The organism is Streptomyces sp. NPDC030820 (genome assembly GCF_055572075.1).
Genome location: NZ_JBVIEB010000017.1, coordinates 33,173 through 48,775 on the forward strand (window position 1 = coordinate 33,173; position 15,603 = coordinate 48,775).

The 15,603-nt window shown below is 71.4% G+C and carries 10 protein-coding genes and 3 pseudogenes; 7 read left to right on the forward strand and 6 right to left on the reverse strand.

Annotated elements, in window-relative coordinates:
* Window positions 1-6: 6 nt before the first annotated feature.
* The gene (locus ACZ418_RS35750; RefSeq protein ID WP_468371332.1) at window positions 7-423 is read right to left on the reverse strand and encodes a hypothetical protein; all 417 of its coding nucleotides are present in this window, start codon (window positions 421-423) and stop codon (window positions 7-9) included.
* 332 nt (window positions 424-755) lie between these two features.
* Window positions 756-4,538: an nSTAND1 domain-containing NTPase gene (locus tag ACZ418_RS35755; RefSeq protein WP_468371334.1), complete on the reverse strand. Its 3,783-nt coding sequence runs from the start codon at window positions 4,536-4,538 to the stop codon at window positions 756-758.
* Window positions 4,539-5,012: 474 nt separating this feature from the next.
* Between ACZ418_RS35755 and ACZ418_RS35760 the strand changes: the two genes are divergently transcribed.
* The 3 genes and pseudogenes from ACZ418_RS35760 (at window position 5,013) to ACZ418_RS35770 (ending at window position 7,106) form a co-directional block, all read left to right on the forward strand.
* Complete coding sequence (locus tag ACZ418_RS35760) at window positions 5,013-6,062, forward strand: GH25 family lysozyme (protein WP_468371335.1); 1,050 nt, start codon at window positions 5,013-5,015, stop codon at window positions 6,060-6,062.
* A 97-nt stretch (window positions 6,063-6,159) separates the two neighbouring features.
* Window positions 6,160-6,667: pseudogene (locus tag ACZ418_RS35765) on the forward strand (hypothetical protein).
* A gap of 34 nt (window positions 6,668-6,701) precedes the next feature.
* Window positions 6,702-7,106: a DUF2690 domain-containing protein gene (locus ACZ418_RS35770; protein WP_468371336.1), complete on the forward strand. Its 405-nt coding sequence runs from the start codon at window positions 6,702-6,704 to the stop codon at window positions 7,104-7,106.
* A 253-nt stretch (window positions 7,107-7,359) separates the two neighbouring features.
* Here the strand turns inward: ACZ418_RS35770 and ACZ418_RS35775 are convergent, their stop codons facing one another.
* Window positions 7,360-7,602, reverse strand: coding sequence for a hypothetical protein (locus tag ACZ418_RS35775; protein WP_468371338.1), 243 nt, complete (start codon window positions 7,600-7,602; stop codon window positions 7,360-7,362).
* On the opposite strand from ACZ418_RS35775, the pseudogene ACZ418_RS35780 reads away from it, so the two are divergent.
* Both ACZ418_RS35780 and ACZ418_RS35785 read left to right on the forward strand, forming a co-directional pair.
* Window positions 7,563-8,251, forward strand: a pseudogene (locus ACZ418_RS35780) (transposase); the annotation flags it as partial. The gene ACZ418_RS35775 and the pseudogene ACZ418_RS35780 sit on opposite strands and share 40 nt — an antisense overlap.
* Window positions 8,252-8,293: 42 nt before the next feature.
* Window positions 8,294-9,076 (forward strand): class I SAM-dependent methyltransferase, encoded by a 783-nt coding sequence (locus tag ACZ418_RS35785; protein WP_468371339.1) that lies wholly within the window; start codon window positions 8,294-8,296, stop codon window positions 9,074-9,076.
* 97 nt (window positions 9,077-9,173) lie between these two features.
* Here the strand turns inward: ACZ418_RS35785 and ACZ418_RS35790 are convergent, their stop codons facing one another.
* Window positions 9,174-10,130, reverse strand: a complete 957-nt coding sequence (locus tag ACZ418_RS35790; protein WP_468371502.1) for an alpha/beta fold hydrolase — start codon at window positions 10,128-10,130, stop codon at window positions 9,174-9,176.
* Between the two features lie 532 nt (window positions 10,131-10,662).
* Complete coding sequence (locus tag ACZ418_RS35795) at window positions 10,663-10,860, reverse strand: hypothetical protein (protein ID WP_468371340.1); 198 nt, start codon at window positions 10,858-10,860, stop codon at window positions 10,663-10,665.
* Window positions 10,861-11,076: 216 nt separating this feature from the next.
* Between ACZ418_RS35795 and ACZ418_RS35800 the strand changes: the two genes are divergently transcribed.
* Both ACZ418_RS35800 and ACZ418_RS35805 read left to right on the forward strand, forming a co-directional pair.
* The gene (locus ACZ418_RS35800) at window positions 11,077-11,250 is read left to right on the forward strand and encodes a hypothetical protein (RefSeq protein ID WP_468371342.1); all 174 of its coding nucleotides are present in this window, start codon (window positions 11,077-11,079) and stop codon (window positions 11,248-11,250) included.
* 167 nt (window positions 11,251-11,417) lie between these two features.
* Window positions 11,418-11,802 (forward strand): annotated as a pseudogene (locus ACZ418_RS35805) (transposase); the annotation flags it as partial.
* A gap of 153 nt (window positions 11,803-11,955) precedes the next feature.
* On the opposite strand, the gene ACZ418_RS35810 reads toward ACZ418_RS35805, so the two are convergent.
* Window positions 11,956-15,582: a DUF3892 domain-containing protein gene (locus ACZ418_RS35810; protein WP_468371344.1), complete on the reverse strand. Its 3,627-nt coding sequence runs from the start codon at window positions 15,580-15,582 to the stop codon at window positions 11,956-11,958.
* Window positions 15,583-15,603 lie beyond the last annotated feature (21 nt).

Consider the following 15,603-nt stretch of genomic DNA (forward strand, 5'->3'; position numbering starts at 1 on the left):
GGCGGCTCAGCTGCGGGTGAGCTTGAAGCCGACGACCTCGACCGTTCCGTAGGCCCGCGACCAGTCGATGCAGTTGCCGGCGGTGAACTGGTCGCCGATCTCCACACCGTCGACGATGTAGTTGACGTACCCGGAGTAGGCGCCGGCACAGATTCCGTACGAGGTCCACGTCGGCGAGAAGGACTTGAAGCCCGTGTTGTGGAAGCACGCGGGGAAACCGTGGTATTTGGTCCAGACCCGGAAGTAGTCGGTGTGATTTCCGCAGGCGACCGGAGCCACCGAGGCCTCTGATGCCTTCGTGGTGGGCTGGTCGGCCGGGACCGCTCCTGCCTGGGCGGTGGCGGCGGTGGCGCAGAGGACTGCGGCGCCGAAGAATGCGCCGAGCCCGCGGGCGACGCGGTGGAGCGGCATTGCAGTGGGCATGATGCCTCCTTGGATGCGAGAGAGACAGGCACGGGAGTGGGACGGCAGGCGGTGGCCGAGGACGCGAGCCGCCGGCCGAACTGACCGAACTGGCCGTGCTGGACGCCGCCGCACCACTGACCGACGTCGCCTGCCGAGAGGCCGTCGGGTGCCCGCCGAACACCAGGTTGCGGGCCGACCGGTTGTTGCACAGGCCCCTGTCGCAGCGTGAAACAAACACTCACGGACGGGTCGCTGGCGAGGGTTGGCTTACCTGTGTCGGGCGACCAGCCGTCGCCCCGGCGCCGGGGAATGCGGGGCAAGGGCGACGACAGTGTGAGGGAGACCCCGCGTCAGGCGCGGCATGGCTGAGAGTAGGGAAGGTCCCGTACGTAGTCCCGCCATTGCGCCGGGGTGAGCAGACCCGCGGTGCCGGCGCAGATCCGCCGGATCGCCGGGCCGAGCCCGAGGGGCGTGAACTCGATCATGCCGTCCGGTCCCGCTGTGGCCAGAAGTTGTCCGTCCGGGCGGTACGCGGCCGTCTCGATGGCTCCGGTATGACCGGCTGTGAGCGCCCTGCCCCAGGGAGCGGGGCGAGCCGGGTCGGTCAGGTCCCACAGCAAGACGCTCCGGTCCTCGCCGGCGGAGGCCAGCGTGTGACCGTCCGCACTGAAACCCACCCAGGTCACCCGGCCGGTGTGCCCGGTCAGCGAGTTGCCGGTGGCCGAGGCGTGCGCGGGGTCGCTGAGGTTCCACAGGCGTACATCGTGGCCGACACCGGCGGTGGCCAGCAGCCGTCCGTCAGGGCTGAAGGCGCCCCACAACGTGCCCCCTGTGTCGCCTGTGCGGATGTCCGGCAGGCGCCTGGGACGGACCCGGTCGCGGATGTCCCACAGGCGGACCTTGTCGTCCTCGCTCGTGCTGGCCAGGGTATGGCCGTCCGGGCTGACGCCCACCCAGTGGACGAAGCTGATGTGGCCGGTCAGCGCGCTGCCCAGGGCGGCGGGGCGTGCGGGATCGGTGACGTTCCACAGCCGGATGCCGTACCTGGGCCCGCCTGTGATCAGTACATTCCCGTCGGGTGTGAAGGCCAGCACGCCATCGGCCTGGTCGGCGCCGCCGGTGCGGATCAGGCCGGCCTGCCGGGGGCGGTCCGGGGCGGAGACGTCCCACAGCCGCACGGTGCCGTCGGCGTCGGCGCTCGCGAGCAGCCGGCCCCGCGGCTGGAACATCACCCGGAGGGCGAGGTGCTGACCCGGCAGCTCGCTCACCTGCCTGCCGCCCGCCGGATCACGGACGTCCCAGAGCCGTACCCTTCCGCCGCTCGCGCCGGCCAGTACACGGCCGTCCCTGCTGTACGCGATGCCGGTGACGCTGCCGAGATGGCCGGCCAGGAAGGCACGCGGCAGATGCCACAGACGTACGGCGTGGTCGTCGCTGGCGCTGGCCAGCGACCGCCCATCGGGGCTGAAGGCCAGCCAGTTGACGAATCCGGTGTGGCCGATCAACGGCTGCCCGAGGGCGGCCGGATGCCGCGGGTCGGAGACGTCCCACAGCCGGATGGCATGGTCCGCGCCGGCTGTGGCAAGTGTCCGGCCGTCCGGTGAGAACGCCACCGCGAGCAGGGTGTCGGTGTGACCGGTCAGCGGCTGGCCCAGCGGCTCGGCGCGCGCCGGGTCGGACACGTCCCATAGTCGCACCTTGTCGTCGTTGCCCACGCTGGCCATGAGTTTGCTGTCTCGGCGGAAGGCGACCGCGTAGACGACGTCGGGGGTGCTCAGCGGCTTCCGCCACAGTTGCGGCCGGGTCGGGTCCGTGACGTTCCACAGTCGGATCAGGTGATCGTGGCCGGGGGCCGCCACCGTGCGGCCGTCCGGGCTGAAAGCGGCCGAGGCGACGGCCTCACTGGACCCGGTGAGCGGGTGGCCCAGTGCCTTGGCGCGGGCCGGCTCGGAGACGTCCCACAGCCGCACGGTGTGGTCTTGGCTGGCGGTGGCCAGGATGTGCCCGTCGTGGCTGAACGACACGGAGAAGACGAAATCGCGGTGCCCGGTAAGCGGCCTTCCGAGGGCCCTCGGGTGTCGAGGGTCGCGGACGTCCCACAGTCGTGCCGTACGATCCCGGCTCGCGCTGGCCAGGGTGTGACCGTCCGGGGAGAACTGCAGCCAGTACACCCAGTCGGTGTGCCCGGTCAGCGGCTTGCCGAGCGGGACGGGGTGCGCGGGGTCGGCCAGGCTCCACAGTCGGATGGTGCGGTCCCCGGCGCCCGTCGCCAGAATCCGCCCGTCCGGTGAGAACGCCACCGCGTATACCGCCTGGGAGTGTCCGGACAGTACGGAGGACAGCGCGATGTTCTGCGTGTCCAGCAGGCCGGCGGCGGCTTCGCGGTCCGACCGCAGCCGGTGCGCCGCCACGTACATCCGCGCCGCCAGTGAGGGATCGGTCGCATTCAGCTGGCCGGCCTCGGCCACCACCTGCTCGGCCACTGCGAGGTCACGGCCGGCGCGGGCCAGCGAGCGCTGCTGGAAGGCGATGACAGCGGCCGTCGACGCGAGCAGGAGAAGGGCGGACACCGCGGCCAGCAGCACCCGGATGCGCCGGGCGGTGCGGGCCGCCGCCCGCTGCTCCTGCTCGCGGGCGGCGATGCTGGCGTCGAGGAACGCCGCCTCGGCCGGGGTGAGGTCCGCGCGATACCCGGTGAGAAGCTCCTCGGCCCTGGCGAGGCGGGTGCCGCGGTACAGGGCCCCGGTGTCCTGGTCGAGAGCGTCCCAGGCGCGGGCGGCCTCGATGAGTTGGTGGTGGACCCGCAGACGTTCACGGGCGCCGTCGATCCAGGACTGCAGCCGCGGCCATGCCGTGATCAACGCTTCGTGGGCCAGGTGCACCATGTCGCCGTCGAGTGTGACCAGCCGCGCGCGGGCCAGTTGTTCCAGTACCGAAGCCGCCTTGCTCGGCCGGCCGGTGGCGCTCAGCGCCCGCAGTTCGGCGTGCTCGGCGGGACGGCTGGTGTCCTGGGCTCCTTCCCCGGGCGTGATCAGTCGCAGCAGGATACGCCGGGCGGCCTCGGCCTGCTCCGGTGAGAGGCGGGTGTACAGCTCTTCGGCGGTGCGGGTGAGAGCGCCATGGACACCACCTGCGGCCTCGTAGGCCGCCAGAGTGAGGGTGCGGCCTTTGCGGCGGCGCCAGGTCTCCAGCAGAGCGTGGGACATGAGTGGCAGTCCGCCGGGCTCCTCGGCCACGTCCTCGACGATCCTCGCCGTCAACGCGCGCTCCACGATCAGGCCTGCGGCCGCGGCGGGTTTGACGATCGCGTCGCGCAGTTCGTCCGGTCCCATGGGGCCGAGGAGGAAGGTGGCGTCGGTGAGGGCCGTGGCCAGCGGACGATGCTCGGCGCAGCGGCCGAGGAAGTCGGCCCGTACCGCGATCACCACCCGCAGCCTGCTCTCCGGTTCCACCGCCCTCACCAGCAGGTCGAGGAATGTCGCACGCTCAGCCGGGTCCGTGCACAGCGTGAAGATCTCCTCGAACTGGTCGACCACGACCACCGTGTCACCGGCTTCGTGACTCGCCGTCAACACATGGGCGTGGACGGACGAGGGGCGCGGCCCCGGGGTGAGGATCCTGATGGCTGCCAGTCGGCAACCCGATGACTGCTGGGCTTGGAGGGAGGGCAGGAGGCCCGCGCGCAGGAGGGAGGACTTGCCACAGCCGGAGGCGCCCACCACCGCGATCATGCGGCGGGCCCTCACCCGCTCGGCAAGCTGGGCCACGAGCTGGTCACGTCCGAAGAACAGGTCCCGGTCGCCGGGTTCGAAGCGGGCCAGCCCTCGGTACGGGGCCTCCGTGTCTTCGGTGTCCTCCGGCTCGGCTGCCACCTCCCGAGCCGCCGCCTGCCAGCGCTGCTCCCATTCCCCGGGATCCGCACCGCATGCCCGCACATAAGCCAGGGCCACCTCCAGCGAGGGCAGTTGGCCACCTGCGGCCGCCCGCGACAAGGTGGCGACCGAATAGCCCGTCTGCTGAGCCATGGCCCGGTAGGTCAGGCCTCCGGCCTCCTGACGCAGTTTCCGTAAGTCGAACGCGAAGCGCTGGACCGGCCCGTCCGCCGGATCCAGCGGTCCCTCACGACGCCCCATCCTGTCCCCCATGGTCAACGCGAACAGTGAGGGACAACAGTCGCACCGGCTTCGTCACCGCCGCATCCCTGAACAGCGTCATTCAGCCGACCGACGCCTACGGCCGGCCTGCCGCGACGTTTTGTTGCACGCGGCGATGCAGGGTGCGCAACAACGGGTCGGCCCAGAAGCATGTACCGGGTCGGCAGCCGTCAGGCCGACAGCGGCTGCTGCCCTCCACGGCCGGGCCGGGGAGGCGAGGCCCGTGACCGGAGACGAAGGGCGCGGACCAACGAAAGGAATCCATGGATGACGCTTCTTTTTCGAACTCCTCGGCACTGCCAGGGGGCATCACCCCCTCTCGGACGCGGTGCGTGGGCTGGGTTACTTGGCACGCTGACCGTGGCGACCGTCACGGCGGCACTGTTTGCCGCACCGGTCGCAGCATCGGCGACGGCCCAGGGCACGCGGTCGCGGCAGGCGACGGACGCTGCCGTGCAAGGGCTCGACGTCAGCGCCTACCAGGAGACTGTGGACTGGTCCGCGGTCGCCGCCGGCGGAGCCTCCTTCGCTTACGTCAAGGCGACCGAGGGCACCTCCTACATCAGCTCCCGCTTCTCCCAGCAGTACGACGGTGCAGCGGCGGTCGGGCTGATCCGCGGCGCCTATCACTTCGCCAGGCCGGAAAAGTCCTCCGGCAGCGCCCAGGCGGACTACTTCGTCGACCACGGAGGCGCCTGGCAGCCGGACGGCAGGACTCTGCCCGGCGTCCTCGATGTGGAGGCCACGCCGGGCCTGCCCGCCTGCTACGGCGTCAGCCCGGCTGCGACGGTCCGCTGGATCGCCTCGTTCGACGACGAGTACCGGCGCCGCACAGGCCGCCATCCGGTGATCAACACGAACGCCTCGTGGTGGTCGCAGTGCACCGGCAATTCCACTGCCTTCGCCGCCACCAATCTGCTCTGGGTGGGCAGCTACACCGGTACTCCGCATCCCCTGCCCAACAGTTGGTCCACGTACGCGTTCTGGCAGACCTCCGACTCCGGCACGTTTCCCGGCGACCAGGACGTGTTCAACGGCACCGAGCAGGCCCTGCGGGACCTCGCCGCCAACGGAACCTACACGCCACCGCCGCCGCCACCGGCCGGAGCATGGCCGGTCGTCCAGCAGGGCTACAACGGCCGGCAGGTGACCACGGTCCAGTACCTGCTCAACGCCCATGGCGCGGCGCTGTCGATCGACGGCTCCTTCGGGGCGGCGACGCATGACGCCGTGATCGCCTTCCAAACCCGCAACCAGCTCACCCCCGACGGCGTCGTCGGCCCCAAGACCTGGCAAGCCCTCATCACCACTGTCAAGGAAGGCGATCACGGCCCGGCCGTCAGCGCGGTGCAGGCCGAACTGAAAGCCCGTGGCGCGGCGCTGTCGATCGACGGCTCCTTCGGGGCGGCGACGCATGACGCCGTGGTCGCCTTCCAAACCCGCAGCCACCTGACCCCGGACGGCATCGTCGGCCCCAACACATGGCTGGCGCTGGTCAACTGACCGCGCCGCGGCCCAAAGACACTGCCGGTCCGCGAACCGCAGCCCTCGCACCGGCACCACCGACAAGGGAGAATTCGCCGTGCCCCACATCCGCAGCATGCGCCGTCTCGGCCTCGTCGCCGGGGCCCTCGGTGCCGCCACCGTGTTTGCCCTGCCCGGCCACGCGTTCGCCGTCACCAAGCTCTCGCAGTCGGCCGCCGCCTCCCAGCTGCGCGCGGTCGGGGTCACGTGGTCCTCCAGTGGCAACTGCACCACCCGCTCCAACTCCGCCTGCACGTCGTTCGAGCAGATCAACCAAGCCACCGTCGACGGTCTCGTGACCCTCAAGAGGGCCAGTGGCTGTGCGATCAACGTCACGGGCGGCACCGAGGTGGGGCATGCCTCGGGCACGTACAGCCACCACAACGGCTACAAGGCCGACCATCACCCCGAATACGTGCGTAAGCAACTACATCACCAGCAGCTTCACCCACATCTCCAACCGGGGTGACGGCGCGGTGCGCTACCGCTCCTCGGCGGGCAACGTCTACGCCCGCGAAAGCAACCACTGGGACATCACCTACTGCGGCGGCAGCTCCGCCTGCACCTCCGCCGCCAGCTCCTGACCCTCCGACCCGACCCGAACCGGAAAGGCATCCCATGAAGCACCTCGCAGCCGTCCTCCTGGGCACCGGAGCGCTGCTGGCCAGTGGCCTGGTCGCCGCGCCCTCCGCCTCCGCCACCACCAGTTGCTACGGCTCCTCCTGCAACGGCCTGAACCCCGCCAGTACGACCTGCGCCAACGACGCCCGCACGGTGGCCGAGGGCAGCGGCCCGATCACGGCCATGGAGCTGCGCTACAGCCCCTCGTGCCGCGCCGCCTGGGGCCGCTTCGTGATCAGCGCCCCGTCCGGCTCCAAGATCCAGATCAAGAACGACCAGGGCAAGCAGTACACCACGTACGGCAGCGGCCACTTCTTCAGTGTCATGGTCAACGACAAGGACGTGAAGGCGTGGGCGTGCGGTACGTGGAGCGGGAACGTCGACTGCACCCATAGCTACTGATGCTCGCCCCGGCCCCGGGTTCGTCCTCCCGGGGCCGTTGGCCTTGCCGCCGCCGGCCCGGCTCAAAGACGGGCACCGGGACGGCGCAGGGCGCAAGGGCCGGTGCCTCCCGGGGGAAGGCATCGGCCCTCGTGGCGGAGTGGGCGCTCAGCTCAGGCCGAGGCCGCAGAGCGCGGTCGTCCAGTCGGTCATGATGGCGTTCTGCGCGTCGTCGAGGCTGACGTCACCGGCGCAGACGGCCTTTCGTGCGCTACTACGCGTCGGCGTCCCGGGCGCCGGGGATGTGCACGGGGCCGTCGTACTCGGTGCGGGCCAGGGTAGTGCCCTCAGCGTCGAGCAGGTAGAGCACGTTGTTCGCGCCGAGATCCTGCCAGCCGTAGCGGTGGCGGGCTGAGTTGCGGAATCTCGCGCTGTCGGGGCTGGGCCGGCGGGGGTCGCCCGGCCTCGCCGCCGCCGATGGCCCGCCGCTCGGTGCCGCGCCGCCGTCGGCCAGCATCCCCCGACCCCGAGCGCGACGCCAAGCTCGACCGGATCGAGCACGTGCTGGAGCACTTCCCGGACCGGGTGTTTGCGTTCGACGAGTTCGGCCCGCTCGGCATCCGCCCCGCCGCCGGAGCCGGCTGGGTCCGCGCCGGCCACCCCGAACGCGATCCCGCGACCTACCACCGCACCCACGGCGTCCGGTACTTCCACGGCTGCAACTCCGTCGGCGACGACACCCTGTGGGGCGTCAACCGCTGGCAGAAGGGCGCCGCGAATACCCTGGCCGCCCTGAAGTCGATCCGCGCGGCCCGCCCGGACGGTGCCCCGATCTACGTCATCCTGGACAACCTCTCCGCCCACAAGGGCGAACAGATCCGACGCTGGGCGAAGAAGAATCGGGTCGAGCTGTGCTTCACCTCGACGTACGCGTGCTGGGCCAACCCGATCGAGGCCCACTTCGGACCATTGCGGCAGTTCACCAACGCCAACTCCAACCACGCAACCACACCGCACAGACCCGAGCCCTCCACGCCTACCTCCGCCGGCGGAACGCGAACACCCGCCACCCCGACGTGCTGGCCGCCCAACGCCGCGAACGCGCCCGTATCCGCAGCGAGAAGGACATCCGCTGGGGCGGCCGAAGTCAGGCAGCAGCTGCCTGAACTGCCCGTCCTCCCTGGCGGCCACGCACTACGGTGGGATACATGTCCGAGCTCTCCGTGCGGGACTTCTACGACGCGTTGGCCCACGACTACCACCTGATGTTCCGGGACTGGGACGCGAGCATGGCCTACCAGGCCGAGGTATTGGGCGGGCTCGTCCGCCAATCTCTCGGCGCGGGACCGCACACCGTCCTGGACTGCTCGTGCGGGATCGGCACCCAGGCCATCGGGCTGGCCCTGGCCGGGCACCAGGTCGTCGGCAGCGACCTGAGCCCGGTCGCCGCCGCACGCGCCGCCGCCGAGGCGGCGGCCCGGGGCAGCCGGCTTCCGGTCGCTGCGGCTGACATGCGCCAACTGCCGTTCAAAGAGACGTCATTCGATGTCATCCTCTGCGCGGACAACTCGCTCCCGCACCTGCTCTCCGGGCAAGATCTCCGGGCGGCACTCCTCGGCATGAGACGGGTGCTCCGAAACGACGGACTGTTGGTGATCACTGTCCGGGCCTACGACGAGACGCGCCAGACCAGACCCACGGCGACGCCTCCCCAGGTCTCGGAAACACGCGACGGCCAAGTGATCACCTTCCAGCTGTGGCACTGGCATGAAGACGGCGAGCGTTACGACCTGGAGCACTTCCAGCTCACCCCCGCGGAGAACACCTGGCATGTCCGAGTCCGCCGGACCACCTACTGGGCGCTGACGCCCCCGCAGCTGACAGAGTTCGTGACTGAAGCCGGCTTCACCAACATCACCTGGCACACTCCGGCCTCCAGCGGGTACTACCAGCCCGTGCTCACCGCACGGCCCGCTCCCTCAGCGCAGTAGTCCAGACATCGGTTCCGCCCTGCCTCGCTTTCCGTTCATCCATGGCAAACCTGTGAACGTTCGCGGAGCGCTATCGGATGCCGGCGTCTTGTCCGTGTCAGCGCCCCTGCGAGCGCGGCCGCTCTCGCCATTGCTCCGTGCGGTCGCTGGCCGGCTCCGTCGTGGCGACGAAGTTCTCCAGAACGGAAAGGAAGCGTTGCGGATCTGTGTGGAACGGGAAGTGCCCCGCGCCCTCGAAGATCTCCAGACGGCTGCCGGGCATGGCGGCATGTGCCACCTTGGCGTGCAGGGCGGGCAGGACCTGGTCGCGCGAGCCCCACACCAGCAGGGTCGGCATACCTGCGGTGAGGTGACAGCGGTCGAGCATGGTCACTACTTGACCGCGCCAGTCGACCACAGCGCGCAGCGTACGAATGAACGCCTCGCGGGAGGCCGTATCGGGCAGGGCATCCACCACACGCAAGAGATCCGGCGCGTCCACGCCGAGACCCGTGCCAGACAGCTGCAGCAGCCGAATCGCGATGGCAGTCTGCGTCCGTACCGTCGGAAGCCGCAACGCGGCCAGAGCCAGCTGGGCCCCGGGCAGCGAGGCCAGGCGCAGCGCCGGAGTGACATCGCGTCCCACGCCGCCCGTGCTCACCAGTGCCAGCCGCTCGGTCCGGTCCGGGAACTGGTACGCGAACTGCATGGCCACACCGCCGCCGAGGGAGTGTCCGACCAGCGTCGCCCGGTCGACGTCCAGCACTCCCAGTAGGTCCCGTATGCCGTTGGCGTACGCGGGCACCGAGTAGTCGCCGCGCGGCTTGTCGGAGCAACCGTGGCCCAGTAGGTCGGGGGCGATGACCGTGTGGTGCCGGGCCAGCTCGGGGATCAGTTCGGCCCAGGTGTCCGACGAGTCCCCGATGCCGTGGATCAGCAGCAGGACCGGACCCTTGCCCGCCATCCGGAAGGCCCAGCGGTGGCCGTGGATCACCTGGTACCGGCGTGCGGGGGGCTTGTGGACCGCACGCAACCGCGCGGACTCGCGACGCTGCGGAGGAAAGCTTGCCACCAGCAGCTCCTCTCCAGGGCCGGCAGACGGCCCCTCGGCGGTTAACGTGCTCGTAACGCTCACGTGCTGGGGGAATCTAAATCGACAAGTCGATTTTCTGGAGTGGGCTACGTCACAGACCGCGCCGGCGAGGGCGGCACGAAGGATCCCCCAAACGCCGCTGCGACCTGGGACTTCGCACAGCCCGCAGGCGGCCGCGCCCCCTCTCGACGTGAGGTACGCCACGGCGCCGACACCCAAAGCCGCAGCACTTCCAGAAGCCTGGAGGTCCCCCGTAGACGGCAGAGCATCCTGCCGGCGGCGAAACCAGCAGTTCCCGGGCAGACAAGCCGACGCGCTCTGCGCCATGCTCCGCGTCGGCATCTTCCAGGCTATGCGCGAGTGGCTCGACCGCCTGTCATCGGATGGTTAGCCGTCAACTGGTCCGCCAGCCAGGATGCTTGCGGTCGGTGCACGGCCTGGGCCGGGTCGCGGGTCCAGCTGCGCATGACCTGCCCGCTCCAACCGGCAAGGGATGCGACACCCATGTACTCACTTACGCGGGGCCCGGTCCGCTGTTCTCCCGAGTCGGTTCCAAGGCGCCGAGGACGATACTCGTGTCCCGCAGGTCTTCGGGGAGATGAGCCGCCGGCCCCACACCGTCGACCACGCCCAGCTTTCGTAGCCGGCTCCAGCTGAGGCCGAACTCCCCGCTCAGCAGGTCTCCCTTCACGACGGCGAGCAGGAACAGCATGTGCGCATCCAGCGGACTCTTCGCCGTGGCCGACGGCCTGCATGTGGCAGATCAGCGCATCGCGGACGGGCGAGTTCAGGCGGTAGCGCGGCCTCCTGAGAATCGTGCTGTGTCCGGGGCTCAGCAGACCGTGCTCGACAAGGGCGTCGCGGTGTCGTCGCTCCGGGGTCTGTCCGGGGCAGTACGCCGTCGTTGATCGGGGCTATCGGCCGGGCCGTGCTGGCCAGCCTCCTCCCCGAACAGCGCCGCCAGCGCCTGAAGGCCCGCTACCGCAAGACAGCCAGCAAGTACCAGTTCCAGCGGGACCAACATCCGCGGACCGTGCAGGCGTACACGCTGGACTTCAAGATGGTCAAGGACGGAGACATCGACGCCGGGCCTGACGGCTGACGCAACGGCGTTGCACAAGAAGGGACACGACCCCGAGCGGCCGCACCCCGTGAGCCCGACCCCATCGGTCATCATGTCGCCAGACAACCACCAAGGTGTCTGCGCACCGAGATGAGGCTGGGCCGGCCACGCACCAGACCGTCCATGCCCCGCGGGACTTGACCCGGTCCTTCCAACAGATAAGGGGGCCATTGACCGGACCGAATCCGACCGACCGACCGAGGCAAGAGCGGATCGAAGATCCACTTGATCACCGACCGCACCGGACTGCCGTTGTCGCTGGGCCTCCCCGACAGCCAGGCCCTGAGCCCGCTGGTGAAGGGCATCCCTCCCATACGCTCCCGCCAGGGACCCCGTCGGCACCGGCCCGGCAAGCTCTACGGTGACAGGGGATACGAGTACGTCCACCTGCGCCGATGGCTCCGCAGCCGGGGCATCCGCCACCGAATCGCCCGCAAGGGCGTCGAGTCCTCCGCCCGGCTGGGACGTCACCGCTGGGCGGTGGAGCTGCTGGCCTGCAACTGTCCGCAGGCCCGGCGCTCCTCGCGCCGACCACCTCCGGCACCGGCCCGGCCGGCGCAGTACCCCGGCAGGGCCGGGCCGTGAGCCGGATCCGGCGCGCCACCTGCCGCTGCCGTGGCGGCCGGGACCCGGCTGACGCATCGCCTGGTGTTCAGTAGCCGGCGGTCCGGTGGAACGGCGCCGTCAGGGGCGTCCGGGGCACTGGGGCAAGCTCAGCAGGTTGTCCGTGGGGACGCCGTTGAAGACGCTGCGCAGAAACTTGCGCCCTGAGTCCGAGACCGCGACCTCCAGGGGCACCTGCTCGTCGCCCGCCTGGATGTGGAAGAAGAAGCGGCCGCTCTCGACCATGGCGATCGCGTTGTCCAGGGTCATCCACCACGGCGTGCCGTCCCCGTTGAGCCCGCCGATGCCCTGGATCCGGTGGTGCGGGTCCATGTGCGGCTTGGTGATGCACGACACACGGATCGGTATGCCGCGGAAGTCCGGGTCGGGCAGGACACGCACCTGCAGCCAGCCGTCCACGGCGCGCATCGGGTCGTCCGGCAGCAGTGCGGTGTCCGTGGCGTTGACGACGACCTCGCTGGCCCAGGAGTCGGGGTCCCGGCGGTGGTGCCACGTCCACAGGCCGTGCACGTCGGTGGCGACGGGTACCCGCGGAGACTTGCGGTCGAGCAGCAGCGGGCCGTAGCGCCAGTTCGGCGTCAGCTTGGCCAGTCCGGTGTCAAGCCAGTCGCGGCGCATGCCGACGCTCTTCTGCGGCAGCAGCCCGGTGGTGGCGTGCACCTCCGTGCCGGGCACGACCAGCAGGGTGAGCGGAACGGGCTGCCCGGCCTGCACGGAGAACGCCGGTTCGAGATTGACGTACGGAGAGGTGATCGCCTCGCCACCGGGGGGAACGACGGCGCCGACGGCGGCGTCGACTGCGCGGACCTCGGTGTAGTCGTCGGCGACGGTGTAGGCGAGGAGGCCGTCCTTGGTGTGGGCGAGGATGCCGAGCTTGGCCGGCACCGCGGTGGTAGGCACCGTGCTGACGGCCCGCCGGTCCTGCACCTCCAGCCGTACTGCGGCGCGCAGGACGGCCACCGGATGCCCCAGCAGCAGCGCAGTGTGCTCGTTGCCGGAGCCTCCGGTGAGGTCGACGGTCCAGCGGGTGGTGTCGATGAGCTGGTTCAGTGCGGCGAGCGCGGTCTGCGGGCGCGGGGAGCCGTCCGCGTGGGCCCGGGCGGCGGCCGCCAGGTCGGCGGCGAGCAGGCCGTCGGCGAAGCGGCCGAGGTGTGGGTTGGGAATGGCGGTGCTCGGCGGCTTCCCGTACGAGGCGGGCTGGCCCGGGTCCTCCTCCCAGACCGTGCCCCGGTCCTCGTCGTCCCGCAGCCGCCCGAGGGCCGTACCGTCGGCGTCGAAGAACTCCAGCGAGCCGTCGATCGGGCTCGGCACGACGAAGCCGCACAGCGGGCTGATTGCCGTGTCCGCGTCGCGCCGGTCCCCCGAGGCCGCCGTATAGCGCAGCAGCAGGCGGGACGGCGCGTACAGACGGGGCACCAGGGCGGCGAGCCCCGGCGCGCCCTCGACGGCGAGGCCCGCCCCCACCCTGACGCGGTTCTGGTCGGCGGAGGCGGTGGCGGACGAGCCGAGCAGGTCGACGTACTGGCCGAAACCGTCGACCACCCTCAGCCGCTGCAGTCGCAGGAATCCGGCACGGACGGCGTCAGGGCTCGCGGGCGGCGCCGGGGAGACATCGGCGGTGCTGTCCGGGGGACGTACGACGGGATCGGTGGCCATGCCGCGCAGGCCGGCGAGGAAGCCCTCCAGGGATCCGCCGAGCAGGTCCTGGTCGGCGACGACTCCCTCCACACCGGGGGCTGCGCCGGGGGTGCCGTCGGGGCGGTCGGCACGGGCGGCGCGCACCCGTGCGTGCAGGCGGTCGGCGGCCTCGTCCTCGAGGGTGCCGGTGGTGCGTGCCAGGTGCAGGGCCTGTGCCGTGCCGCCCGCCGCGGCCCGGGCAGGGGCGGAGCTGAGCAGACTGCGGCCGTCGATGACCTGCGGTGGCTCGGTGGCCGGCAGCTCGTCTGCGGCGGGCAGGTCGAAGTCGACGGCACCGAGCTGGAAGCCGTGGGCGCCGTCCACGGCCTTCTCCCAGGTCACCCGCCACTCCAGATGCACCGGTGTCCACGGCCGCACGGCGGGCACCGCAGCGACCGGGCTCGGCAGTGTGCCGGTGAACACCGCCTGGGGCGCGGTGATCGGCTCGGCGAGCCACGCGGCGCGGGCCGCGGCGTGCGGCGCGGGGACGCCCGGTGTCGAGGCGGCGAGATCCGGAGCACTCGAGGGGTCCAGCGCCGTGGCCTCGACGAGCAGCCCCCAGACCTCTCGGGGCGCCTGGATCGCGGCGAGCGCGTCCTGCGTGCCAGGCGACAGGGCGTCGGCGGCGTGCCCGGCGGGTGTCCCCGGCGCGCCGAACCAGGTGAGCGTGGCGCCGTCCCCCGAGAGCCTGCACAGCAGGGTGCCGTCGGGCGCGTACCTGCCGTCGCCGCCGTGGCGGAAGCTGCGGCCCGCTCCCTTGACGGTGAGGACCGGGTCGTACGGCTGGAACACCCGGGGGGTGCTGCGCCCGGCGGTCACCAGGTCGCCGAAGTCCGCCGGCCCGCCCGCCGCAGCCTCCGCGGCCCCGGGTGCGCCGCCCGGGGTGAGCCCTGCCAGGCGGCGGCTCTCGGCGACGGCGCCCGGCAGGTCCCGCGGCTGCGCACGGTCCGGCGCAGGCGGGCCGGGGTCCGGTCGCTCGCCGGGGCTCGGGGGCTGCGGGATCGCGGGCTGCCAGATGGTCTCGCTGCCCGAGTCGCTGGGCAGCGCCAGGAACCGGGACAGGTGCAGGTCGGTGTCCAGCTGTGCCGGTCCGTCCGGATGCGCCAGAGTGCCCAGGGCCCCCGCGACCATGGCCTCCATCAGCCTCGTCAGCTGTGGTGGGTCCCCGGGTTCGCTGGTGAGGACGGCCGCCGCCTCGGCCATCGTCTCGGCCACCGCGACCGTGACGGCCTCGGCGGCCGGCGGACCGCCCGTCTCCGCGCCGAGGACACCCGCGTCGCCCGGCCAGCCCGGCTCGGGCCAGCCCAGGCCGAGCGCGGCGCCGTGGCAGAGCGTGACGGTGGGCGGGGTGGCCTTGGGGTCGGCGTCCGCGGGCAGTGACCAGCGGCGGTCGTGCAGGAAGTCGCCGACCGCGGTCGGCTCGACGCCGGACAGCGGCTCGGCCGCGGGGTGGATGTACCAGCCACAGACCAGGTACGACACCGCGCCGCCGACCCCGGTCAGGGGGTCGTACAGGCCCAGCCGGTTCTGTGCGTTGTCGTAGTACGCCGCCCACGCAAGGTCGCCTGTGCCCATGACGGTGAGTGCCGTGCCGGGCTTGGGCGGCGGCCCCACCGGTACGGGTGCGGCGGCGAGCGCGTCCGGCACCACGGCGGGTGGTTTTCCGTCGGGGGTGTTGACATCGGGGATCAGCCAGGCCGTGACGGTACGAGGGCCGGTCGTCGCGTCGCCGGTCAGGCGCAGCACCAGCCAGCGCTCCGGCATCGCCGGGAAGACGGCGTTGTCCGTGCCCTCGTGCGTCGCGTGGCTCAAGCCGTCGGGCAGCGCCCAGTGCAGGTACGCGCCCGGGGCCCGGTTCTGGTCCGGCCCGAACGGGTCGGGTGCGAGCTGCTGGCGGCGGGCGTTGTGGGCTGCGGCCACCGGAGTGGCCAGCTGGGTCGGCGCGAACGCCGCACCGGGGCCGCGGACCAGCAGCACATCAAGGGCGATGGGGACGAGCAGTGCGGTCACGGCGTTCCCTTCCCGAGCGGG

What these genes read in the sequence shown, in the direction of transcription:
- ACZ418_RS35750 (WP_468371332.1), bottom strand. Translation starts at nt 423, where the DNA reads ATGCCCACTGCAATGCCGCTCCACCGCGTCGCCCGCGGGCTCGGCGCA.
- ACZ418_RS35755 (WP_468371334.1), bottom strand. Translation starts at nt 4,538, where the DNA reads ATGGGGCGTCGTGAGGGACCGCTGGATCCGGCGGACGGGCCGGTCCAG.
- ACZ418_RS35770 (WP_468371336.1), top strand. Translation starts at nt 6,702, where the DNA reads ATGAAGCACCTCGCAGCCGTCCTCCTGGGCACCGGAGCGCTGCTGGCC.
- ACZ418_RS35775 (WP_468371338.1), bottom strand. Translation starts at nt 7,602, where the DNA reads ATGCTGGCCGACGGCGGCGCGGCACCGAGCGGCGGGCCATCGGCGGCG.
- ACZ418_RS35785 (WP_468371339.1), top strand. Translation starts at nt 8,294, where the DNA reads ATGTCCGAGCTCTCCGTGCGGGACTTCTACGACGCGTTGGCCCACGAC.
- ACZ418_RS35795 (WP_468371340.1), bottom strand. Translation starts at nt 10,860, where the DNA reads ATGCTGTTCCTGCTCGCCGTCGTGAAGGGAGACCTGCTGAGCGGGGAG.